The organism is Brevundimonas sp. LF-1 (assembly GCF_037055305.1).
Taxonomy (GTDB): Bacteria; Pseudomonadota; Alphaproteobacteria; order Caulobacterales; family Caulobacteraceae; genus Brevundimonas; species Brevundimonas sanguinis.
Window position 1 is genome coordinate 1,229,912 of the sequence record NZ_CP146349.1, and the last position, 22,253, is coordinate 1,252,164.

At 69.2% G+C, this 22,253-nt stretch carries 20 protein-coding genes, 1 tRNA gene and 4 pseudogenes; 16 read left to right on the forward strand and 9 right to left on the reverse strand.

The genetic code is table 11. The annotated features are described in order from the left end of the window. Positions 1-101 precede the first annotated feature (101 nt). Positions 102-848: an alpha/beta hydrolase gene (locus V8F63_RS06585; protein ID WP_392354833.1), complete on the reverse strand. Its 747-nt coding sequence runs from the start codon at positions 846-848 to the stop codon at positions 102-104. A gap of 60 nt (positions 849-908) precedes the next feature. Between V8F63_RS06585 and V8F63_RS06590 the strand changes: the two genes are divergently transcribed. Further along, positions 909-2,009 carry an iron ABC transporter permease gene (locus V8F63_RS06590; protein WP_392354834.1) on the forward strand — a complete coding sequence of 367 codons (1,101 nt, stop codon included), beginning with the start codon at positions 909-911 and terminating at the stop codon, positions 2,007-2,009. Beyond that, positions 2,006-2,790, forward strand: a pseudogene (locus tag V8F63_RS06595) (ABC transporter ATP-binding protein). Before V8F63_RS06590 ends, V8F63_RS06595 begins: the two are co-directional and overlap by 4 nt. A 262-nt stretch (positions 2,791-3,052) precedes the next feature. On the opposite strand, the gene V8F63_RS06600 reads toward V8F63_RS06595, so the two are convergent. The 4 genes from V8F63_RS06600 to V8F63_RS06615 all read right to left on the reverse strand — a co-directional run bounded on the left by V8F63_RS06600 (position 3,053) and on the right by V8F63_RS06615 (position 6,310). Next, on the reverse strand, positions 3,053-4,105 hold the full coding sequence (locus tag V8F63_RS06600; RefSeq protein WP_392354835.1) for a YncE family protein: 1,053 nt from the start codon (positions 4,103-4,105) through the stop codon (positions 3,053-3,055). 35 nt (positions 4,106-4,140) lie between these two features. Continuing rightward, complete coding sequence (locus tag V8F63_RS06605; RefSeq protein ID WP_392354836.1) at positions 4,141-5,271, reverse strand: ABC transporter substrate-binding protein; 1,131 nt, start codon at positions 5,269-5,271, stop codon at positions 4,141-4,143. Between the two features lie 69 nt (positions 5,272-5,340). After that, positions 5,341-5,673, reverse strand: coding sequence for a hypothetical protein (locus V8F63_RS06610; protein ID WP_392354837.1), 333 nt, complete (start codon positions 5,671-5,673; stop codon positions 5,341-5,343). Between the two features lie 100 nt (positions 5,674-5,773). Then, positions 5,774-6,310: a hypothetical protein gene (locus tag V8F63_RS06615; RefSeq protein WP_392354838.1), complete on the reverse strand. Its 537-nt coding sequence runs from the start codon at positions 6,308-6,310 to the stop codon at positions 5,774-5,776. A gap of 152 nt (positions 6,311-6,462) precedes the next feature. On the opposite strand from V8F63_RS06615, the pseudogene V8F63_RS06620 reads away from it, so the two are divergent. After that, positions 6,463-7,664, forward strand: a pseudogene (locus tag V8F63_RS06620) (threonine ammonia-lyase). Continuing rightward, a pseudogene (locus V8F63_RS06625) lies at positions 7,645-8,186 on the forward strand (FKBP-type peptidyl-prolyl cis-trans isomerase). The pseudogenes V8F63_RS06620 and V8F63_RS06625 overlap by 20 nt, the downstream one beginning before the upstream one ends. A gap of 170 nt (positions 8,187-8,356) precedes the next feature. Here the strand turns inward: V8F63_RS06625 and V8F63_RS06630 are convergent. The 3 genes from V8F63_RS06630 to V8F63_RS06640 all read right to left on the reverse strand — a co-directional run bounded on the left by V8F63_RS06630 (position 8,357) and on the right by V8F63_RS06640 (position 10,134). Next, complete coding sequence (locus V8F63_RS06630; protein WP_119412626.1) at positions 8,357-8,947, reverse strand: demethoxyubiquinone hydroxylase family protein; 591 nt, start codon at positions 8,945-8,947, stop codon at positions 8,357-8,359. A gap of 11 nt (positions 8,948-8,958) precedes the next feature. Continuing rightward, the gene (locus tag V8F63_RS06635) at positions 8,959-9,480 is read right to left on the reverse strand and encodes a disulfide bond formation protein B (RefSeq protein ID WP_392354839.1); all 522 of its coding nucleotides are present in this window, start codon (positions 9,478-9,480) and stop codon (positions 8,959-8,961) included. A gap of 72 nt (positions 9,481-9,552) precedes the next feature. Next, positions 9,553-10,134: a YqaA family protein gene (locus V8F63_RS06640; RefSeq protein ID WP_119412627.1), complete on the reverse strand. Its 582-nt coding sequence runs from the start codon at positions 10,132-10,134 to the stop codon at positions 9,553-9,555. A 225-nt stretch (positions 10,135-10,359) separates the two neighbouring features. On the opposite strand from V8F63_RS06640, the gene hppD reads away from it, so the two are divergent. The 12 genes and pseudogenes from hppD to V8F63_RS06700 all read left to right on the forward strand — a co-directional run bounded on the left by hppD (position 10,360) and on the right by V8F63_RS06700 (position 21,795). Beyond that, positions 10,360-11,445, forward strand: a complete 1,086-nt coding sequence (gene hppD, locus V8F63_RS06645; protein WP_278070313.1) for a 4-hydroxyphenylpyruvate dioxygenase — start codon at positions 10,360-10,362, stop codon at positions 11,443-11,445. A gap of 336 nt (positions 11,446-11,781) precedes the next feature. Beyond that, positions 11,782-12,867 carry an isoaspartyl peptidase/L-asparaginase gene (locus tag V8F63_RS06650; RefSeq protein ID WP_392354840.1) on the forward strand — a complete coding sequence of 362 codons (1,086 nt, stop codon included), beginning with the start codon at positions 11,782-11,784 and terminating at the stop codon, positions 12,865-12,867. Positions 12,868-12,872: 5 nt separating this feature from the next. Continuing rightward, positions 12,873-13,349: an isoprenylcysteine carboxylmethyltransferase family protein gene (locus V8F63_RS06655; protein ID WP_278070953.1), complete on the forward strand. Its 477-nt coding sequence runs from the start codon at positions 12,873-12,875 to the stop codon at positions 13,347-13,349. Next, entirely contained in the window at positions 13,340-13,639 is a 300-nt protein-coding gene (locus tag V8F63_RS06660; RefSeq protein ID WP_025976170.1) for a hypothetical protein, read from the forward strand. The genes V8F63_RS06655 and V8F63_RS06660 overlap by 10 nt, the downstream gene beginning before the upstream one ends. 59 nt (positions 13,640-13,698) lie before the next feature. After that, a pseudogene (locus V8F63_RS06665) lies at positions 13,699-14,705 on the forward strand (fumarylacetoacetate hydrolase family protein). Between the two features lie 89 nt (positions 14,706-14,794). Beyond that, positions 14,795-14,879 (forward strand) — tRNA-Leu (locus tag V8F63_RS06670). A 138-nt stretch (positions 14,880-15,017) separates the two neighbouring features. After that, positions 15,018-15,578: a TetR family transcriptional regulator gene (locus tag V8F63_RS06675; RefSeq protein WP_278070316.1), complete on the forward strand. Its 561-nt coding sequence runs from the start codon at positions 15,018-15,020 to the stop codon at positions 15,576-15,578. Next, on the forward strand, positions 15,575-17,275 hold the full coding sequence (locus tag V8F63_RS06680; RefSeq protein WP_278070317.1) for an MFS transporter: 1,701 nt from the start codon (positions 15,575-15,577) through the stop codon (positions 17,273-17,275). The genes V8F63_RS06675 and V8F63_RS06680 overlap by 4 nt, the downstream gene beginning before the upstream one ends. 117 nt (positions 17,276-17,392) lie before the next feature. Then, on the forward strand, positions 17,393-18,409 hold the full coding sequence (locus V8F63_RS06685; protein WP_392355052.1) for an HlyD family secretion protein: 1,017 nt from the start codon (positions 17,393-17,395) through the stop codon (positions 18,407-18,409). 111 nt (positions 18,410-18,520) lie between these two features. Next, the gene (locus tag V8F63_RS06690) at positions 18,521-19,780 is read left to right on the forward strand and encodes a multidrug effflux MFS transporter (RefSeq protein WP_025976175.1); all 1,260 of its coding nucleotides are present in this window, start codon (positions 18,521-18,523) and stop codon (positions 19,778-19,780) included. A gap of 51 nt (positions 19,781-19,831) precedes the next feature. Next, on the forward strand, positions 19,832-20,566 hold the full coding sequence (locus tag V8F63_RS06695; protein ID WP_392354841.1) for a hypothetical protein: 735 nt from the start codon (positions 19,832-19,834) through the stop codon (positions 20,564-20,566). 113 nt (positions 20,567-20,679) lie between these two features. Next, entirely contained in the window at positions 20,680-21,795 is a 1,116-nt protein-coding gene (locus V8F63_RS06700; RefSeq protein ID WP_392354842.1) for a leukotriene A4 hydrolase C-terminal domain-containing protein, read from the forward strand. Position 21,796: 1 nt separating this feature from the next. Here the strand turns inward: V8F63_RS06700 and V8F63_RS06705 are convergent, their stop codons facing one another. After that, on the reverse strand, positions 21,797-22,228 hold the full coding sequence (locus tag V8F63_RS06705; protein ID WP_313633789.1) for a DUF488 domain-containing protein: 432 nt from the start codon (positions 22,226-22,228) through the stop codon (positions 21,797-21,799). Positions 22,229-22,253: the final 25 nt, after the last annotated feature.

Below are 22,253 nucleotides of genomic sequence, written 5' to 3' on the forward strand. Positions count from 1 at the left end.
GGCGATTTCTCGATCAGGCGAAGGGAAGGGCGGATTTCATGCGCCCTTGGGCTTCAAGGCGCAAGTTCCGTGCGTTTAAGTTCACGAACGCGCGGCGAATCTCAGGATGGCGGGCAGGCTGGCGAACGGCGTCGAGCCGTGGTCCTCGTTGGCCAGGATGGACAGGGCCGCGCCAGCGGCCCCGCCAAATCCCGCAGGTTGGAGACCATGCGCCGCGCCAGATGCGGGCCGGGCAGGCCGGGCGCCTCCTCCTGCGCGCCGACGGCCAGGAACAGTTCGCTTTGGGCCTGCGACGGCTGGGCGTCGATGACGGCGGGGTTCCACCATATCGACGGGCTTACGGCGGCGAAGCGGGCGAAGGGCGCCGAGCGGGCGCGCGCCTCCAGCACGAACTGGCCGGACATGGAGTGGCCCATCAGGGCGGCGCGCGTCGGATCGGCGCCCTCGCCGATGGCCAGCGGCAGCACATCATCGACCAGTCGGCGCAGCAGGCCGGCGCCGCGCGGGGCAGGCGCGCCGCCGCCCGTGTCGGGCCCAGGCGTGAAGGCGAAGGCCCCCACACGCTCGGCGCCGGGGGCCAGGGCCACGCCCATCACCATCATCGGCCCCACGCGCGTCTTTTGGGGGCGGCGGGCCAGGCGGCGCGCGCACTCGGCGGCGGCGGTGAAATAGGCCTCGCCCTCCAGAACGATCAGCAGGGGCCAGCCCTCAGCCGGGGGCTCGCCCTCGGGCGCGCTCAGCCACAGGATCAGGCCGGGCGCGTCGCTCTCGGCGGTCAGGCTCAAGGCGCGGCACCCGCCGGACAGGGGCGGAGCGGACGGCGAAAAGACGCAAGGAGCGGAATCCATGGCTTCACCCTAGCCCATCTCGGCCCCGAGATGTATTGCGACGCAGTCGCTGAATGGAGTGTGCTGTTGGCGAGTCTCGAACCTGTCGCGTCCAAGGCGGCCTCCGGCGCGACGCCCGGCGTCACGTCCGACGCGATCGCGGCCTATGGGCGCGACGTGCGCTTACGGTTCCTGGCCATCGGCGGGCTGGCGGCTCTGGCCCTGTGCAGCCTGCTGCTGGACGTGGTGACCGGGCCGTCGTCGATGTCGCCTCTGACGGTGCTTCAGGGCGTGTTCGACCCGTCCAGTCTGACCACGGCCCAGCAGGCCATCGTCTGGCAGGTGCGCCTGCCCTACGCCCTGATGGCGATGATGGTCGGCGCCGCCCTGGCCCTGGCCGGGGCCGAGATGCAGACGGTGCTGAACAATCCGCTGGCCAGCCCCTTTACGCTGGGCGTGTCCTCGGCCGCCTCCTTCGGCGCCTCCCTGGCCATCGTGCTGGGCGTGGGGGCCAGCTTCATCGGCGCCGACTGGCTGGTGCCGCTGAACGCCTTCGTCTTCGCTTTCGGCTCGGTGCTGGCGCTTCAGGCCCTGGCGCGGATGAAGGGCTCGGGCGTCGAGAACATCGTCCTGTTCGGCATCGCCCTGGTTTTCGCCTTCAACGCCCTGACGGCGCTGGTGCAGTTCCTGTCCTCGGCCGAGGCGCTGCAGCAGCTGGTGTTCTGGACCATGGGCTCGCTGTCGCGCGCCACCTGGGGCAATGTCGGGGCGCTGGGCGTGGTGCTGGCGGCGGTGGCGCCCTTTTCCCTGCTGTCCTCGCGCGGCCTGACGGCGCTTCGCCTCGGCGAGGACCGGGCCATGAGCTTTGGCGTTGACGTGAAGCGTCTGCGCTTCCTGTCCCTGCTGCGCGTCAGCTTGCTGTCGGCGACGGCCGTGGCCTTCGTCGGCGCCATCGGCTTCATTGGTCTGGTCGGGCCGCACATCGCCCGCCTGCTGGTGGGCGAGGATCACCGCTTCTTCCTGCCCGCCAGCATCCTGTCGGGGGCCGTCATCATGTCGCTGGCCTCGGCGGCGTCCAAGATCATCGTGCCGGGCGTGCTGATGCCGGTCGGCATCGTCACCGCCGTGATCGGGGTGCCGGTCTTCCTGGTGCTGATCTTCCGCAACGGAGGACGGGCATGAGCGGGCTGGACATCCAGAACCTCAGCGCCGGCTATGGCGGCCGTCCCATCGTCGAGGGCCTCAGCCTTCCGCCGCTCAGCCCCGGCGAAGTGGTGTCGGTCGTCGGCCCCAACGGCGCGGGCAAGAGCACCTTCCTGCGCGCGCTCGCCGGGCTGATCCCGGCCAAGGGGCGATCCGGCTGGATGACGCCGAGCTGACCGGCCTGTCGCTGGCTGACCGGGCCAAGCGCGTCACCTACATGCCCCAGACCCTGCCGCAGGGCGTGGCCCTGAGCGTGCTGGAGACGGTGGTCGCCTCGATCCGCGCCACGCCGCTGGGCGGCGCCAGCTTCACCGACCAACAGGCGGTCGAGCGCGCCTATGAGGTGCTGCAACGCATCGGCGCCGAGGCTCTGGCCGGGCAGCGTCTGGACCGCCTGTCAGGCGGCCAGAAACAGCTGGCGGGCCTGGCCCAGGCCCTGGCGCGCGAGCCGCGCCTGCTGCTGCTGGACGAGCCGACCAGCGCGCTGGACCTGCACTATCAACTGCGCGTGCTGGACCTGGCGCGCGAGGCGGCGGCGGAGCGGGGCATGACGGTGATGATCGTCCTGCACGACCTGCAGGCGGCGGCGCGGGTTTCGGATCGGATCGCCGTCATGGCCAAGGGACGGCTGGTCGCCTTCGGGACGCCGGACGAAGCCGTCACGCCCGCCATCCTGGCCGAGGTCTATCGCGTCTCGGCCCGTGTCCAGCGCTGCGATCGCGGCGTGCTGCAGGTGATGATCGACGACGTGCTCAGTTAAGAGCTCCCTCTTCCGATGGGAGAGGGCTTGAGCCTCCAAGAGCGGAGCGATTGGCTCAGGCGAAAGGGTGAGGGTTTCCCCTTTCCGTCGGCGTGAGCCGTCCGTCGTACAGGCCTTGGAGCAACAGCTCGCGCTGACTTCGACCTAGAACCCTCACCCTTTCGCGCAAGGGCGACGGCTACGCCGCCGCGTGCTCAAGCCCTCTCCCATCGGGAGAGGGCGGCGGGAAGAGGGTGGCGGGCGTTCTACGGACGGATCAGCGTCACCACGTCGCCGGTCGGGTCGACCGGGACCGGCGTGCCGGCCGGGCGCCGCGCGGCAGGCCGCGCGCCTTGTTCGAGACGTAGACGGCGTTGGTCGCGCGATCGATGGCGATGGTCTGGGGGAAGGTCCCGGTCTCCAGGTTCGCCTTCACGGCATAGGTGTCCGCATCCAGCACCGTCACCGTGCCCGCCTGCCGGTTGGCGACGTAGATCTGTTTGACCGCGCCGTTATAGGCGACGCTCAACGCGCCCGCGCCGGTGGCTGCCTTGTGGATCAGGGCGCCGGTGTCGGCGTTCAGCACTGTCAGCTCGCCCGACTTCTGGTTGGCGACGAACAGGCGACGGCCTTCGGAATCGACGGCGACGTTGATGGCGGAGTCGCCGTGCGACGGCCATTTGCCGACCGTCTCGCCGGTAGCCAGGTCGATGGCGGCGACTTCGTTGCTGGTCATGCCCGTGACGTAGAGGCGGTTGGTCGCCGGATCCAAAGCCGCGCCGGTCAGGCCGCCGACCGTGGCGGTGATGGTGCGCTCGACCGTGTTGGTCGCGCCGTCGATGACCCAGATCAGGTTCGGCTTGGCGGCGTCGCCGGCCTCGCCGCCGACGACGCTGACGTAGACCTTGTTGTTCGCCTCATCGACGACGACCTGGCGGACGTGAGCGCCTTCTTCGTCGCCGTTGCGGATGGTGGCGATGACTTCGCCCGTGCGGGCGTTGATGGCCGTGACCGCGCCGGCGCGGGTGTCGGTGCCGTACAGGATCTGGGTGCGGGTGTTCAGGTTCAGGCCGTAGAGCGGATTGGCCGAGACGTCGACCGAGGACTCCGGCGCCAGGCTCTGGCCCTGCAGGCGAACGATCTGGGCCTGATTGGCGCCGCGCGGGCCGACGGCGGCGACATAGAGGTCGTTGTCGGCTGGGTTGAAGACGATCTCATAAAGGCCGCCGGGGGCGACCTTGACGGTCTTCTCGATCGTCTGGGCCGAGGCGGTCGACGCGATCGCCAGGGCGGCGAAGGCGGCGACGGTCATCAGGCCGTGGCGCAGGGTGGTCATGGCGGTTCTCCGTGGTGAAATCAGGCGGCGGAATATCAGGCAGTGGGGACCAGATCGGTCCAGTAGTCCCCGCGATAGGGGACGGCCAGGAAGTCCTTGTTGATCGCGTCCAGCGTCGCGCGCGGGTCCAGATCGGCGAACAGCTCGGGCTGGATCCACTTGGCCAGCACCTCTGTGGCGACGATGTCGATGGGCGAGTTGATCAGCTGGTGCGACAGGCCGTGCACCTTGCCCTCGCGCACCGCCTTCAGGGTCGACAGGCCGCGCCGTCCGGCCACGCGGCGCAGCGAGGCGCGCGACGTCTCCGCGTCGTATTTCGGGCCGACGACGAAGCCGCCGGTCTTCTCCAGGTGCGGGCCGCCGGTGGCGATGTAGATGTCGGGATCGCGCTCGACCACGAACTCCAGGTTCAGCTTTCCGGACGGCTGTTTCAGCACCTCGGCGCCGATGTTGCGGGCGCCGACGAAGGTCAGATAGTCGCCGATGTTTCCGGCCCCGACCGAGTTGCAGCAGTCCGGCCCGTTGCCCGCGTGAGCCTCCAGGAAGACGGTCGGCTTCTGCGCGTCCGTCAGCCCGGCGACGCGCTCGGCGATGGTTTTCAGCTTGGCGGCGCGGAAGGCGTTGTAGGCTTCGGCCTGTTCCTCGCGGCCGATCATGGCGCCCAGCAGCGACAGGCTGCGCGGCTGATTCTCGAACGGGTGCTGGAAGAAGTCGATATAGGCGACGCGCACGCCGGCCTGCTCCAGCTGCGCCGTCTGGGCGTCGGTCGGGCCGGAATCCAGCGACACCAGGGCGACCTGGGGCTGGGCGCCCAGCACCGCCTCGACGTTGAAGGCGGCGGCCGAACTGGGCGTCCTGGGCAGACTGGCCAGCGCCGGGGATTTCTCCAGATAGGCGGCGTAGATTTCCGGGCTGAGCCGGTTCACGTCGCCGGCCCAGGCGGCCAGCAGGCTGACCGGATCGGGGTGGATCAGCGACAGGGCGATCAGGAAACGGCTGTCGTCGATCGACAGCTTCGTCACCGGCGGGGTGATCGCCACGGGTCGCTCGCGCAGGTCGGTCAGCAGCGACGACGGCGCGGCCTCATCACGCCGCGCGCAAGCGCCGGTTCCGGCGGCAAACAGGGCGGCCGCGCCCAGCAGAAGGGCGCGACGGCCCGGTTTCAATGGGGTCGCAGCTCCGGTCGTCAAGCGTCTCATTCCCATGCATCGTCAAGATGGATGGGATAGTAATAATCACTCGCACTTGCAAGCGCATTGATCGGACATGCTGACGCACGGGGTCCGCCGCGCGAGGGCACGGATCAGGGGGCGGGCGGCGTCGGCAGGCTGGGCGAAGGCGCCTCGGCCGCGAGCGTAGCCGAGGCTCGCCGGCGTCCCCACCAGGAAGGGCCCCAGGGCGAAGGCGGCCGCGGCGGCGCCCGCCGACAGGGCCAGGGCCGCGACCACCACATAGGCGGTCATGGCGCGCGCGCGACGGCGGCGTGAACCGCTCGATCTGACGTGCGTGATCAGCACATACTGTCGATTGCTGAAGGCCTCGGAGCCCACGATGTTATGCTGGGACAAGAATACGCTCCCGACTGTCCTGTAGCGGACGAGTCAGAGAGCGGCCCGATAAGGCCAAAGGATGGCGAACGCCGGTCGGATTTTGTAATCGCCTGCGTTGTCAATGGCCAAGGTTGACGCTGATGGCGCGCCCGCCGCGCGTCTGAACCCGGCGCATAACCACCACGATCTCGTCTCCCGCCTTGACCGGCGAGATCAGGAACCAGCCGCCGTCGGGCAGGCCGGTGAAGCGGAAGCCGTTATCCGTACAGGCTTCGGCCCGCTCGAACGAGCGATAGTCGGCGCCCTGTTCCCCGGCCGAGCGGGCGCGCACCACGGCGGCGGGCACGGCGGCGCGTTCGGTCGAGCCGTACAGGCGCTGCATCCGGGCGCGGGTGTAGGGGGTGTCGGGGATCAGGCCGACATTGCCGACGCACTGGAAGGCGCGGCCGTCCTGAATGAATTCGACACGGCCGTTGATCGATCCCTGACCGGCGCGCGCCGACCAGGCGAAGTCGTCGGCGCTGAAGACGGCCGGGCCGGTGGTCCCGCCGCCCATCGGCGTGGTGGCGCAGGCGGCCAGCGTCAGTCCGGCGACCGCCACGGCGGCGAGGGCGATCCGGCGCGAGCGGCGCGCGTTCGAGGGACGGTCGGTCATCGTGGGTCGGCTCCGGCTTTACTCGATCAGGCGTGTTCCGGCATGAGCCCCGTCGCAGGGGTGAGTCAAGGTTGCCCGCCGCCGCAGCCTGTTCCACAAGAGGCGCCGGAGACCGGACGACAGAGGCCGGCCACACTGAATTTAGGGACTTCATGACCGTCACCATCGACGACATCCGGGCGGCGCAGCAGCGTATCGCCGGCCAGGTCGACCGCACGCCCGTCCGTTACTCGCGCCGCCTGTCGCAGCTGACCGGCGCCGAGATCTGGATCAAGTTCGACAATCTGCACTTCACCGGCAGCTTCAAGGAGCGCGGCGCCCTGAACCGGCTGCTGCAGCTGACCCCGGACGAGAAGAAGCGCGGCGTCGTCGCCGCCTCGGCGGGCAACCACGCCCAGGCCCTGGCCTATCACGGCGGCCGTCTGGGCGTGCCCGTGACCATCGTCATGCCCGAGGGCACCCCTTCGTGAAGGTGGACGGCACCCGCGCCCACGGCGCCAATGTCGTCATCCACGGCCTCGACTTCTCGGCCTCGACCGAGGAGGCCAAGCGGCTTCAGGTCGAGCACGGCTACGTCTTCGTATCGGCCTTCGACGATGAGGGCATTGTGGCGGGGCAGGGGGTCTGCGGCCTGGAGTTCGTCGAGGACGCGCCGGACCTGGACGCCCTGATCATCCCCATCGGCGGCGGCGGTCTGATCGCGGGCAGCGCCATCGCCGCCAAGGCGGTCAAGCCGGACATCAAGATCTTCGGCGTCGAGGCCGCCCGCTATCCGTCCTTCACCGCGCGCCGTCGCGGCGAGCCCGCCAAATGCAGCGGCCAGACGATCGCCGAGGGCATCGCCATCAAGGCCGTGGGCGAGATCCCCTTCGCCTTGGTCGACAGCCTGATCGACGAGGTCTTCGTCTGCGATGAGGCTGATTTCGAAAAGGGCGTGGCCCTGCTGGCGACGCTGGAGAAGACGGTGGCCGAGGGCGCCGGGGCGGGCGGCCTGGCCGCCATCCTGGCCAACCCCGAACGCTTCAAGGGCATGAAGATCGGCGTCGAACTGACCGGCGGCAACATCGACGCCCGCATGCTGGCCGTGGTGCTGAACCGCGAAATGGTCCGCGAGAAGCGACTGATCGTCTATCGCATCCTGGGCGACGACCGCCCCGGCATGCTGTCGGCCATGGCCGCCGTGATCGGCGGGCTGGGCGGCAATATCATCGACGTCGTGCACAACCGGCTGGCGCTGGACGTGCCCGCCAAGGGCGCCGAGTTCGACATCATGGTCGAGACCCGCGACGCCCGTCATGCCGAGGAAATCGGCGCCGCCTTGAAGGATCAGGGTTATGAACTTCGCATGGGCTAAACGCCCGGCCGCCGCCGCCCTCGCCGCGACCGCCCTGCTGGCCCTGGCCGCCTGCGGCCGCCCGGCCGCCGCGCCCGAGGACCTGGCGAAGAACGCCGCCGAATCCGCCGCCTTCATGAAACAGAACGCCTCCGAAGAAGGCGTCCAGACCCTGCCGTCCGGGCTGCAGTACAAGGTCGTGGCCTCAGGCCCGGCGGGCGGCGTCAGCCCCGACCGCAACGATCTGGTCAAGGTCGACTATGAAGGCACGCTGACGGACGGCACGGTGTTCGACAGCTCGTTCAAGCGCGGCGCCCCGGCTGTCTTCTCGCCCGAGGGGTGGTGCCCGGCTGGACCGAGGCCCTGCAGATGATGAAGCCGGGCGACGAGTGGATTCTCTTCCTGCCGCCCGAGCTGGGCTACGGCGAGATGGGCGGCCCGCCGATGATCCCCGGCAACGCCGTGCTGGTGTTCCGCCTCAAGCTGCTGGACGTTGCGCCGGTCCCCGGCGGCGGGCGCGGCGTCGGCTCGGCGATGGGGTAAGCCAAGCGCCGATGCCTCTCCCTCCCCTTCATGGGGAGGGTGGTTGAGCCCGCAGGGCGAAACCGGGTGGGGGCGGCAAGGCTGTGCAGGCGCGGAGGCCGGGATCACCAAGTCCTCCCCACCCGGTCGCTACGCGACCACCCTCCCCATAAAGGGGAGGGAGAAGGGCTCTAGATGCGTTCGCTGATCTTGATGGCGGCCTTGCAACCGACTTTGATGACGCTGCTGAGCAGGCGATAGGCGGGCGCTTCGCGGCTGCCGTGCTCGATGGCGTGGTCGTGGTGGGCCAGTTCCTCTTCGCGGAACTTGGTCAGTTCGGCGGCCAGTTCGGGGTCGCGGTCGCGGATTTCCTCGATCTGGTCGGCATAGTGTTTCTCGATGACGCTCTCGACCGCCTCGGTGCAGGCGTGGGCCGCCTTTTCCGAAATCAGGGCCGTCCCGGCGCCCAGCGCCGTGGCCGCCAGCTTCCACAGCGGGATCATGGCCGTCGGGCGCACCCGGTTCTCGTTCAGCAGGGTCTCGAAGCGGGCCAGGTGGACGGCCTCGTGCCCCTCCATCTCGGTCAGGTCGGCGGCGATGGCGTCCTTGCCCTTGCGGCCTTCCAGCACGGCGCGCTGGGCGCGGTAGATGTGGACGGCGGCGAACTCGCCCGCATGGTCGACGCGCAGCATTTCAGCCAGCCGCGCCTTGTCCTGACCGACGCCGGGGCGCGGCAGAGGAATGCGGCGGGCGGCGGCGATGTCTTCAGCGGATTGGGTCATGACGCCCCTTCTTAGCTCTTGGGCGCGCGCGCGTCCTTGGGACGTTTCGCCGCCAGCAGGCTGATGATAGCCAGCGCCAGGGAGATGACAAAGTTCCAGCCCGCCATCGACAGGCCCGCAAAACTCCACGGCACGTCGCCGCAGGAGACGAAGGCCGTGCTGCCGCCCGTGCCGTCGAGCAGCGCCGTCAGCGCCGACAGGTCGATCGAGGTCGAAGGCGCGGCCATGCAGGTGGCGGGCAGGTTCCACCACTTCAGCTCGCCTCCGGCATGATAACCCGCCGTGACCGCCCCCGTCAGAAAGACGACGGCCAGCAGGAAAGAGGCGATGCGCGGCGTGCCCCGGCTGGCCCGGCTGAACAGGGCCCAGAAGGTCGCGGCTCCGGCGATGGCGACGGCGGCCCAATAGACCTCGCGTTGCTTCAGACACAGGCTGCACGGCGGCATTCCGCCGAACCGCTCGAACGCATGGGCGGCGCCCAGCATGGCCAGGGCGGCGGCCAGGGCGAAGGCCGTCCACCAGCGGGTCAGCAATTGTAGATCGCGCTCATGTGCGCCTCACAGGAACCGGGCGCCTCTCATAAACCGTGCCGGGGGCGGCGTCGATCAGTGTCCGATAAGCTTGACTATAAAGAAGGCGCCGACCAGCAGCACAAGAAACAGCACGGTGAACAGGGCCAGCCGCTTTTCGACGATCGCCAGCATCGGCGGCCCCCAGCGCTTGAGCACGAAGGCGACCAGGAAGAAGCGGGCGCCGCGCGTCACGACGCACAGGGCGATGAACAGCGCCAGATTGAACTGGAAGATGCCCGAGGCGATGGTGATCAGCTTGAAGGGGATGGGCGTCAGGCCCTTGATCAGGATGACCCAGGCGCCGTGCTGCTGGAACAGGGCCTTGGACGCCTCGAACGTATCGGCCTTGCCCAGCCAGGCCAGCATCTGCAGGCCCACCGGCTCCAGAAAATAGCCGATGGCGTAACCCAGCAGGCCGCCCAGCACCGAGGCGATGGTGCAGACCGCCGCATAGAAATAGGCGCGCTCGGGCTTGGCCAGCACCATCGGCGCCAGCATCACATCCGGCGGAATCGGGAAGAAGGAGCTTTCGGCGAAGGAGACGACGGCCAGCGAGCGGGTGGCGTGACGATGGCGGGCCAGAGAGAAGACCCAGTCGTAGAGCTTGCGCAGCATTCAGGCGTCCTGATCGAGGCCCCCGCCTCTTGTCATCCCGCCCGATAGCAGGCTGCGCCGATGCGGGCGAGAGGTCAGGGCGCGGCTGCGACACCGGAACGTGCGCCCTTTCCGCTGAAACCCGCCTTGCGCCCCATGCCGCCCCGCCAGTAGGTTCCGCCCCAATCAGCGGCCGCGCCATCACGGTCCCGGCCGCGCCAAACCATAAGAGAGAGGAGACGCGTCATGCAGGACGCCGCCAAACTCGACCAGGAAAACCCCCTTGGCGTCGACGGCTTCGAGTTCGTCGAATTCACCGGCCCCGAGCCCGAGGCGATGATTTCGCGTCTGGAGCTGATGGGCTTCACCCCGACCCATGTGAACCCGGCCAACGATGTTGTGCGCCTGAAGCAGGGCGACATCACCATGCTGGTCCATCGCACCCCCGCCGGACAGGCGGCGGACTTCGCCAAGGATCACGGCCCATCGGCCAACGGCATGGCCTTCCGCGTCGCCGACGCCAAGGCCGCCTATGAAGGCGCGCTGGCGCGCGGCGCCCGCGCCGCCGAGGGCGTGCATGGCGGGGCGCTGGCGCACGACTACCCCTATGTGCTCCAGGGCATCGGCGGCAGCCTGCTCTACGTCATCGACCAATATGGCGAGACCGGCTCCCTCTATGACGCCTGGGACGAGATCGAGGGCTGGGAAGAGGCCGAGCGCAAGAACAGCGTCGGTCTGGAGATCCTGGACCACCTGACCCACAACGTCCGTCGTGGCGAGATGCGGACCTGGTCGGGCTTCTACAACTCGGTGTTCAACTTCGAGGAGCAGAAGTATTTCGACATCAAGGGCAAGGCGACCGGCCTGTTCTCCCAGGCCATGATCGCGCCCGACCGCGCCATCCGCATCCCGCTGAACGAGAGCCAGGACGAGAATTCCCAGATCGAGGAATTCATCCGTCGCTACAACGGCGAAGGCATCCAGCACATCGCCCTGACGACCGAGAACATCTTCGAGACGGTCGAGGCCATGCGCGCGCGCGGCGTCGAGTTCCAGGACACCATCGAGACCTATTTCGAGCTGATCGACAAACGCCTGCCGGGCCACGGCGAGGACGTGGAGCGGATGCGTAAGAACCGCATCCTGATCGACGGTTCGGACGAGGAAGGCCTGCTGCTGCAGATCTTCACTCAGGACACCTTCGGCCCGATCTTCTTCGAGATCATCCAGCGCAAGGGCAATGAAGGCTTCGGCAACGGCAACTTCCAGGCCCTGTTCGACTCGATCGAGCTGGACCAGATCCGTCGCGGCGTCATCAAGGTCGACGCCTGAATGCGGTTCCGGCCGCCGCACTGGCTGCCCTGGCTCGGCCCGCTTCTGGCGGCCGGCGCCGGGGCGCTCGCGGGCGAATACTGGCTGGGGGCGGGTTCTGGATGGTCCTGATCGCCGCCCTCGTCTGCGGCTTCGCTCCGATCCTGGCCTATCGCGTCTGGCGACGCCTGCATCAGAAACGCTAGCCTTGCTCTCCTCCCCATGGAATGGGGAGGGGACCGCGAAGCGGTGGAGGGGTCTCTTCAGCGGAACCAAGCAGCCCCTCCATGTCGTCCGCTACGCGTCCGATCCACCTCCCCATGGAATGGGGAGGAGAAACACACTGGGGAGCTTGAAATGAAGTCCATCGCCTTCGCCGCTGCTGCGGCCGCCGCCGTCCTGGCCGCGCCGGCCCTCGCTCAGGAGGGGCCGACCTGGTCGCTGGCCATCCACGGCGGTGCGGGCGTGATCGAGCGCGCCCAACTGAGCCCCGAGCGCGACGCGGCCTATCGCGCCGGGCTGCAGGCGGCGCTGGACGCCGGTTCGGCCGTGCTGGCGCGCGGCGGCTCCTCGCTGGACGCGGTTCAGGCCGCCGTCGAGGTGATGGAGGACAATCCCCTGTTCAACGCCGGGCGCGGCGCCGTCTTCACCTCGGCGGGCAAGAACGAACTGGACGCCGCCGTCATGGACGGCACGGACCTGAACGCCGGGTCCGTCGCGGGCCTGACCCGCACGCGCCACCCCATCGCCGCCGCTCGCGCGGTGATGGAGAAGTCGCCCCACGTCATGCTGATCGGCGAAGGCGCCGAGACCTTCGCCCGCTCGGCGGGTCTGGAAGAGGTCGGCCCCGGCTTCTTCTTCACCGAAAGCCGCTGGCAGGCCCTGCTGAAGGCCCTGCGCGACGCCGGCCAGCCCCTGCCGCCGCGCCCCGAAGGCGCGCCGGCCGAACCGGCCCGTCTAGGCCCGGCCGCGCCCCTGGCCTTCAACCTGCATGAAGCCCCGCTGGACGAGCGCAAGTTCGGCACCGTCGGCGCTGTGGCGATGGACAGCCAGGGCCGCCTGGCCGCCGCCACCTCGACCGGCGGCATGACGGCCAAGCGCTGGGGCCGGGTCGGCGACGTGCCGGTCATCGGCGCTGGGACCTACGCCTCCAACGCCGACGGCTGCGCCGTCTCGGCGACGGGCTCGGGCGAATACTTCATCCGCGCCACCGTGGCCCGCGACATCTGTGCGCGCACCGCCACGGGCGCCTCCGTGCAACAGGCGGCCGACGCCGAGATCGCCGAGGTCGGCTCGATCGGCGGCGACGGCGGGGTCATCGTCATGGGCAAGGACGGCGTACACGCCTTCTCGATGAACACCTCGGGCATGTATCGCGGCGCGGTGTCCTCGACCTCGCCCGCGCGCGTCGCCATCTACGGCGACGAAGAAGCCGCGCGTTGACGCCCATGAAGCCGGGCAGGGGCGATCATTCGGGCGTCGTCGTGCCGCCGCCCGCCATCTATTTCGCCTTCCTGCTCGGCGGCTGGGGGTTGGGCCAGTGGCTGGGCGAGCCGTCGCTCGGTCTGGCGACAGAGGTTCGGCGCGGCCTCGCCCTCGTATTGATCTTGGGCGGCCTGCTGCTGGACGGGGCGGCGGCGGGCTATTTCCGCCGCCTCGGCACCCCGCCCGAGCCGTGGAAGCCGACGACGGTGCTGGCCACCGGCGGCCTCTACCGTTTTAGCCGCAACCCGATCTATCTGGGGTTCGCCATCACCTATCTGGGGCTGGCGGTCGCCATGGACAGTCCGATCGCCCTGGGCCTGCTGATCCCCTGCCTGATCGTGGTCGACCGCTTCGTCATCGCCCGCGAGGAGCGCTATCTGTCCGCCCGTTTCGGCCCCGAGTACGAGGCCTATCGCCAGAAGGTCCGTCGATGGCTGTAAGCCCTGAAACGCCCGAACCCCACGCCGACGAACTGTCGGAAATGGCCATAGAGGAGCTGGACGCCGCCTGCGCCCTGCGCTGGGTCGAGATGAAGGCGATCACCCCCTGGGGCGACACCTATGAGGGCATGGCCCCGTCCGGTCGCGAGGTCGAGGTCGAGCGTCGCTATCTGTGGGCGCACGACCCCGTCGGCGCCATCATCATCGAGGTCGAGGTGCGCGACCCGGCCAAGCGCACCGGCGCCGAAGCGCGCGCCGTCATCAGCCCGCCGGGCGTCCAGACCGTCTGACGCGCCTGCGCCCCTCGCGCAGACTTCCCTCCGGCCCTGCTTCGGATTAGCTTCAGCTCATGAAACTCGCCTCGCTCAAGCACGGCCGTGACGGCCGCCTCGTCGTCGTCTCGAATGACCTGAACTGGTTCACGGACGCCTTCCTGATCGCGCCGACCCTGCAGGCGGCGCTGGACGACTGGGAGCGGTGCGAGCCGCTGCTGCGCGCCCTGGCCGAAAGCCTGGAGCATGAAGCCGTGCCGCGCGGCCGTTTCCGCGAGCACGAGGCCGCCGCCCCCTGCCGCGCGCCTATCAGTGGGCCGACGGCTCGGCCTACGTGAACCACGTCGAACTGGTGCGCAAAGCCCGCGGCGCCGAGATGCCTGAGAGCTTCTGGACCGATCCGCTGATGTATCAGGGCGGCTCCGACGGCTTCCTGTCGCCGCGCGACGCCATCCCGCTGAAGGACGAGGCCTGGGGCTGCGATCTTGAAGCCGAGATCGTGGTCGTCACCGGCGACGTAGCCCTGGGCGCCACGCGCGAAGAGGCCCTGGCCTCGATCCGCCTGGTCGGCCTGGTCAACGACGTCAGCTTGCGCAACCTGATCCCGGGCGAACTGGCCAAGGGCTTCGGCTTCGTCCAGTCCAAGCCAGCCAGCGCCCTGTCGCCGGTCTTCGTCACGCCCGATGCGCTGGGCGACCGCTGGAAAGACGGCAAGCTGTCCGGCGCCCTGCTGGTTCAGGTCAACGGCCAGGACTTCGGCCGCGCCGACGCGGGCGTCGACATGACCTTCGACTTCGGGACCCTGATCGCCCACCTGGCCAAGACCCGCGCTCTGGGCGCCGGAACCGTCATCGGCTCGGGCACGGTGTCGAACAAGGACGCCGACGGCGGCCCCGGCAAGCCGGTGTCCGAAGGCGGTCTGGGCTACAGCTGCATCGCCGAGATCCGCACCGTCGAGACGATCCAAAGCGGCGCCGCCAAGACGCCCTTCCTCAAGCACGGCGACACCGTCCGCATTGAAATGCTGGACGACAAGAACCGCACCGTCTTCGGCGCCATCGAACAGACGGTCGAGCCGGCCTGAGCAACCCGATAAAAACTGGCGACGGCTGCGCTTCATCGATTGACGCGACCTCAGCCGTCGCTAGATTGCGCCGCCTTGAGCCAGGCCGTGCCGGTGTGGTGGAATTGGTAGACGCGCCGGACTCAAAATCCGGTTCCGCAAGGAGTGTCGGTTCGAGTCCGACCACCGGCACCACCGGCCCCTGAGCCGGCTTCCAGACAATATCCAAATGTTCCGTCGCGAAGGCGTTCGCGGCGCAGCTTGCGCGCGACTTGCGCATTCAAGGCAAGACAGCCCTTGAACAACCGGACACCCGTGTCCACTTAGCGCGCCATGACCCGTCCGTTGCGACAAGACGCCGCAGAACGTCGTGAGAAGCTGCTTCAGGCGGCGCAGGCCGCCTTTGCGCGCGACGGGCTGGATGCGCCGCTGCACCTGATCGCCGAGCACGCGGGGGTCGGGCGGGCGACCCTGTATCGAAACTTCGCCGATCGCTCCGAGCTGGCCCTGGCGGTTTTCCTGAAGCAGATCGACGACCTGGCGGGGCGCACCCGCGCGCGGCTGGACGATCCGGACGTCTTCATCTGGTTCCTGGAGCAGATGACCCGGCTGATGCTGGACAGCGCGGGCCTGTCCAGCGCGATCCGCGATCTGAAGGACGAGGCTCTGGCCCCGATCCGTCAGGGTTTAAAGGCCGCCGGCGCCGAGGCCCTGGCCGTGTCCCAGGCGGCGGGGCGGGTGCGGCCGGATCTGAGCGTCGAGGATATCCGCGTCCTGGCCCTAATGCTGGGCGCCCCGTCGCGGACGGCGCCGGCGAAGGCGCGCGAGGCGCTCAGCCTGCGGTCCCTGGCCCTGGTGCTGGACGCGGTGCGGCCGCGTGGCGAGGCCGCATGAGCCGCCGTCACTGGGACCTGCCGTGGGAGGATTACCTCGCCACCCTGAAGCCGCACGAGCGGCCGGTCCTGCCCGGTTCGCCCGCGACGCCGGATCACACGACGCCCTGGCGGCTGGCCTACGCCTTCGTCGGGGTGCTGGTGGCCCTGACCGGCAGTCTGGGCAACGCCGCCGTGACGGCCGACCTGCCGCAACTGGCCGGGGCCCTGGGCGTGACCATGACCGAGGCGGCCTGGCTGCCCGTGGTGTTCGTCATGACCAACGCCTGCATGAACCTGCTGCTGGTCAAGTTCCGCATGCAATACGGCCTGCGCCTGTTCACCGAGATCATCCTGGTCGTCTTCCTGGCCACGGCGGCGGCGCATCTGTTCCTGGAGGATTTCGGCTCGACCCTGGTCGTGCGCGGCGTGGCCGGGATGGCGGCGGCGGGGATGTCGACCCTCGGCATCCTCTACATCATCCAGGCCTTTCCAGCGCAGCACCGGCTGAAGGGCATTATCATCGGCGTCGGCCTGTCCAGTCTGGCCATTCCGCTGGCGCGGCTGGGCGTCATGCGCCTGCTGGATCTGGATCAGTGGCGGGCGTTCTACATGTTCGAGCTGGGGTTGGTGCTGGTCGCCCTGCCCGCCGTCTTCGCCCTGAAGATGCCGCCGTCGCAGCGTGTGCGCGTGTTTGAGAAACTGGACTTCGTCACCTTCGCCCTGTTCGCGCCGGGGGTGGCCCTGCTGACGGCGGTGCTGGGGCTGGGGCGCGTCGTCTGGTGGACCGAGGCGGCGTGGATCGGCTGGGCCCTGGTCGGGGCGATCCTGCTGCTGACCGCCGCCGCCCTGATCGAATACAACCGGACCAACCCGCTGATCGACCTCAAGTGGCTGGCGGGCCGGGACTTGGTGCGGCTGCTGCTGGCCATCCTGCTGGTGCGGATCGTCCTGTCGGAACAGACCACCGGCGCGGTCGGCTTCCTGCAACAGATGGGGCTGGTCCCGCAGCAGATGCAGGGCCTGTTCCTGGTCATGCTGGTCGCCACGGCGGCCGGGACGCTGGTCAGCGCCTTCACCCTCAATCCGATGAAGCTGTGGAAGCCGATCTCGATCGCCCTGGTCATGATCGCCGTCGGCGCCTTCATCGACAGCCACGCCACCGTGCTGACGCGCCCGACCCAGCTCTATTTCAGCCAGGCGCTTCTGGCCTTCGCCGCCGCTTTCTTCATCGGCCCGACGATGATCCTGGGCTTCGGCCAGGTGCTGCAGGGCGGGGGCAAGAACATGGTCAGCTTCATTGTCCTGTTCTCGATCGGCCAGAACGTCGGCGGACTGATGGGCTCGGCCCTGGTCGGCACGATCCAGACCCTGCGCGAGAAGTTTCACTCCAGCCAACTGTCCGAGAGCATCGGCCTGGGCGATCCGGAGACCGTGCTGCGCCTGCAGCAGTTGGGCGGCGCCTACGCCCACGTCATCGGCGACGCAGCCCAGCGTCAGGGCGCGGCCCTGCGCCTGCTGCAGCAGCAGGTCAGCCAGCAGGCCCAGGTGCTGGCCTACAACGACGTCTTCCTGCTGATCTCGGGGGCCGCCGCGATCGGCGCCGCCTGGGTCGCCCTGAACCACTACCGGCCCAGGCTGGAGGCGCGCCGCGCCGCCCGCCTGGCCCAGACGCAAGCCTCCGACGCCGCCGCCTCCGTCGCGGCGGCCGTCGATTGAACCGGACAAGACCATGACCGACGCCGCCCCCCGCCGTCCGCTGCCGCCGCGCCTCCTGCGTCCCCTCCGTCTGGGCCGACTCCTGCCGCGCCGCCGCCGTCCAACGGTCGTCGCGTGATGTGGAGCGTGGCCCTGATCGCCATGGCGCTGGTGGGGATCGGCCTGATCCTTCACGCCTGGCGCCTGCCGCCCTTCTCGGGCGGGCCGCAGACGACGGACAACGCCTATGTGCGCGGTCAGGTGACCATCATCAGCCCTCAGGTCAGCGGCTATGTGACCTCGGTCGAGGTGCAGGACTTCCAGACGGTGAAGCAGGGACAACTTCTGGCGACCATCGACGATCGCATCTATCGCCAGCGGCTGGAGCAGGCGCAGGCCTCCCTGCACGCGGCCGAGGCGGCGCTGGCCAACTCCGCCCAGAGCCAGGCCTCGGCGCGCGGATCGGTGGCCCAGACGCGCGCCGCCATCGCCGCCGCCCAGTCGGCCGTGACCAAGGCCCGCGCCGACGCCACGCGGGTTGGCGCCCTTTTCGAGGGCGGCTGGGTCGCCCAGGCCCAGGTGGACACGGCCCAGAACGCCCTGCGCGCCGCCGAGGCCCAGCTGGCGCAGGCCCGCGCCGCCGAGGAGGTGGCCCAGACCGGCGTCACCTCGGCCGTGGTCGGCAAGGGCTCGCTGGAGGCCGCCGTCGAGAACGCCCGCGCCCAGGTGCGTCTGGCGCAGATCGATCTGGACAATACGCGCATCACCGCGCCGCGCGACGGCCGGCTGGGCGAGGTGACCGTGCGTCAGGGCCAGCAGGCCGCGGTCGGGACGCAGTTCATGGCGCTGGTCCCCGACGTGGTCTGGGTCACGGCCAATATGAAGGAGACGCAGATGCGCGACGTGCGCGTCGGCCAGCCTGTCGAAATCACCGTCGACGCCCTGGGCGGTCGCGTCCTGACCGGCAAGGTCGAGCGCATCTCGCCCGCGACCGGCTCCGAGTTCAGCGTCATCCGCCCCGACAACGCCACCGGCAACTTCACCAAGGTGGCCCAGCGCATCCCCGTCCGCATCGCCGTCGATCCGGGGCAGGAGGGCGTCGAGCGCCTGTCGCCCGGCATGTCGGTGACGGCCCGGATCAAGGTGAAGGCCTAGGCGGCGGGCGTTAGATCCGGCGCAAAAGGAGCGCCTGACTTTTTGTTGCAGTGCGGAAAACTTCGCCGGTCCGGGGTTGCGTCAGCCTGACGCAGGCCGCATCTGGAGCCGATGACCAGCGCCCCTTCTCCCGCGATCAAGACTCCGTCCAAGGGGCCGGGCTTCGCTGAATTCGTTTGCCTGATCGCCGTGATGATGGCGCTGAACGCCCTGGCGATCGACGCCATGCTGCCGGCCCTGCCGCACATCGGCGAGGATCTGGGCGTGACCAATGAGAACAGCCGCCAGTGGGTGATCACCGCCTATCTGCTCGGTTTCGGCGTAGCTCAGCTGTTCTATGGGCCGCTGTCGGACCGTTATGGACGGCGACCGGCCCTGTTCGCGGGCATCGGCGTCTATGTCGTCTTCAGCATTCTGGCGGCCTTCGCCCATACGTTCGACATGCTGATCCTGTCGCGGATCGGCATGGGGATCGGCGCGGCGGCGACGCGGGTGCTGGCCGTGTCCATTGTGCGCGACCGCTATGTCGGGCGGACGATGGCGCGCGTCATGTCGCTCAGCTTCCTGGTCTTTCTGGGCGTGCCGATCATTGCGCCCGCGATGGGACAGTTGGTCATGCTGGTGGCGCCCTGGCCGTGGATCTTCGGCGTCTTCGCCCTGTCGGGCGGGGCCTTCCTGATCTGGGCGGGCCTGCGTCTGCCCGAGACGCTGCATCCCGAAGACCGGATGCCGATCGACGTCAGCCGGATCGCCGCCGCCTTCCGCTTCGCCTTCACCCACCGTCAGGGCATGGGCTACACCCTGGCCATGACGGTCATCAGCGGGGCGCTGTTCGGCTTCATCAACTCCTCCCAGCAGATCTTCTTCGATGTGTTCAAGGCGCCCGGCCTGTTCCCGGTGGTTTTCGCCCTGGTGGCGGCGGGCATCGCCGTGGCCTCGATCCTGAACGCGCGTCTGGTCGAGAAGCTGGGCTCGCGCCTGATCGCCCACGCCGCCCTGATCGGCTTCATCGGCTTCAGCGTCCTGCACGCCGTGATCGCCTGGCTGGGCCATGACAGCCTGTGGATGTTCGCCGCCATGCAGGCCTGCAAGATGTTCTGCTTCGGCTTCATCGCCGGCAACTTCGGCGCCATGGCCATGGAGCCGATGGGCCACATCGCCGGCACGGCCTCCTCGGCCCAGGGCTTCATCTCCTCCATCGGCGGCGCCCTGCTGGGTTTCGCCATCGGCCAGCAGTTCGACGGCACGACGGTGCCGATGACGGTCGGCTTCGCTTTGCTGGGCGTGGCGGCTCTGGCGCTGGTTCTGGCGGCCGAGCAGGGGCGGCTGTTCAAGGCCCGCCATCTGCCGCCGGTTGTCGCCGAGACTTGATCTTTCGGCCGCGAGGAGCCTCTTCGGGCGCATCTGAATACGGAGCGTTCGATGACCCTGAAGCTGGTCGGGCGGGTTTCCGCCCTCGCTATAGCCGCCGCCCTCGCCACATCCCTGGGCGCCTGCGCCACGACCGGAGACGCCGTGCCGATGACGCCTCTGGTGCCCGCCGCGTCGGTCCCCCCGAGCGATTACGTCAACGACGCCCACTCCTACGCGCGGCCGGCCGAGGCGCGGGTGACGCACGTCGATCTGGACCTGGCTGCCGACTTCGCCGCCAAGACGCTGTCAGGCAAGGCGACGCTGGACGTGACCGGCCGTCCCGGCGCGACCGAGGTGGTGCTGGACGCCAAGATGCTGGACATCAAGGCCGTGACCGACGCCGCCGGCCGTCCGCTGGACTGGAGCCTGGGCGCCGCAGATCCGATCAAGGGTCAGCCGCTCAGCGTGCGCCTCCCGGCCTTCCGCGGCGGCGAGACGCAGAAGATCGTCGTCGCCTATTCCACCCGCCCCGACGCCTCGGCGCTGCAATGGCTCAGCCCGCAGCAGACGGCGGGCGGCCAGAAACCCTACCTGTTCAGTCAGGGTCAGGCGATCCTGACCCGCACCTGGATCCCGACCCAGGACAGCCCGGGGATTCGTCAGTCTTACAGCGCGCGGATCACCGCCCCGGCCGACCTGACCGTCGTCATGTCCGCCGAGCAACTGACGCCGAACGGCGAGGCGGCCGCGCCGGGACCAAGGCCTGGCGCTTCAAGCTGGACAACCCCATCCCGCCCTATCTGATCGCCGTCGCGGTCGGCGACCTGGCCTTCGCCCCGTTCGACGCCCGCACCGGCGTCTGGGCCGAGCCCAGCCAGCTTCAGGCCTCGGCGCATGAGCTTCAGCCGACCGCCCAGATGGTCGACGCGGCCGAGGCGCTTTACGGCCCCTATCGCTGGGGTCGCTACGACCTGCTGGTCCTGCCGCCCAGCTTCCCCTTCGGCGGCATGGAGAACCCGCGCCTGACCTTCGCCACCCCGACCATCATCGCCGGAGACCGCTCGCTGGTCTCGCTGGTGGCGCACGAGCTGGCGCACTCCTGGTCGGGCAATCTGGTGACCAACGCCACCTGGGACGACTTCTGGCTGAACGAAGGCTTCACCTCCTATTTCGAGAACCGGATCATGGAGGCGGTCTACGGTCGCGACGCCGCCGTTCAGGAACAGGTGCTGGCCTGGGACGGGCTGCAGGACGAGCTGAAGACGCTGGCCGCCGCCGACACCCGCCTGCATCTCGAACTGGCGGGCCGCGATCCCGACGAGGGCATGAACACCATCGCCTATGACAAGGGCGCCGCCTTCCTGCGCACCATCGAGCAGATCGCCGGGCGCGAGCGGTTCGACGCTTGGCTGCGCGGCTATTTCGAGCGCAACGCCTGGCGGCCGATGACGTCGGAGCGGTTCCTCGAGGACATCCGCACGCATCTGATCAAGGGCGACGCGGGCCTGGAGCAAAGGCTGCAGCTGAACGCCTGGGTCTATGATCCCGGCCTGCCGTCCAACGTCCAGGCGCCGGTGTCGCGGGCCTTCGAGCCCGTGGATGCGGCGGCCGAGGCCTTCTACGTCGCCAAGGGCCCGGCCTCGGCTGTGCCGTGGAAGGACTGGAACACCCAGCAGCGCCTGCGCTTCCTGTCGTGGCGCCCGCAGGGGCTGGCGGCGGGGGCCGACTGGCTGACCCCGGCGCAACTGGCCGATCTGGAACGCACGCTGAAGCTGGACAGCGAGGGCAACGCCGAACTCACCTTCGCCTGGCTGCAAGCGGCCCTGGCCAACCGCTACGAGCCGGCGGCGGCTGTGGCCGAGCGTTTCTTGACCAGCCAGGGCCGACGCAAATTCGTCCTGCCGCTGTTCCAGACCCTGTGGGCCGAAGGCGACTGGGGCCGCCCGATCGCCACGCGCATCTACGCCAAGGCCCGGCCGCTGTATCACCCGGTGACCAGCAACTCTGTCGATCAGGTGGTGGGGCGCCCGTAACCTAGAGGTTCACGACCTCGACGCCGTCTTCGCGGGCCAGCCGGTCGGCGAGGACGGCGCGGTGGCAGCCGCAGGCGTCCGCCTCGAAGCACAGCAAGGCGACGCGCTTTTCGCCCGCGACATGGCGCAGTTGCTGGAAGGCCGCCTCGGCGTCGGGCTCCTGCATATGAGCGTTGAAGATCGCCTGCATGGTCGCGACGTCGCCCTTGCGCGCCGCGTCGCGCCCGGCCTTGGGCGTGCCCAGGGCGCGCAGCTGCAGATAGTCGAGCCCTTCCGCCTTCAGGCTTTCGCCCAGCACGGTCTTGGAGAAGCCGGCGATGCGGGACGAGGCGACGGCGCGCACGTCGGCCACGAGCTCGACCCCGGCGGCCTTCAGCCGGTCGAGAACCTGGGCTTGCGTCGAGCCTTCGTAGCCGATGGTGAACAGTTTCATAGGCCGATCATGCGACGGCGGCGGC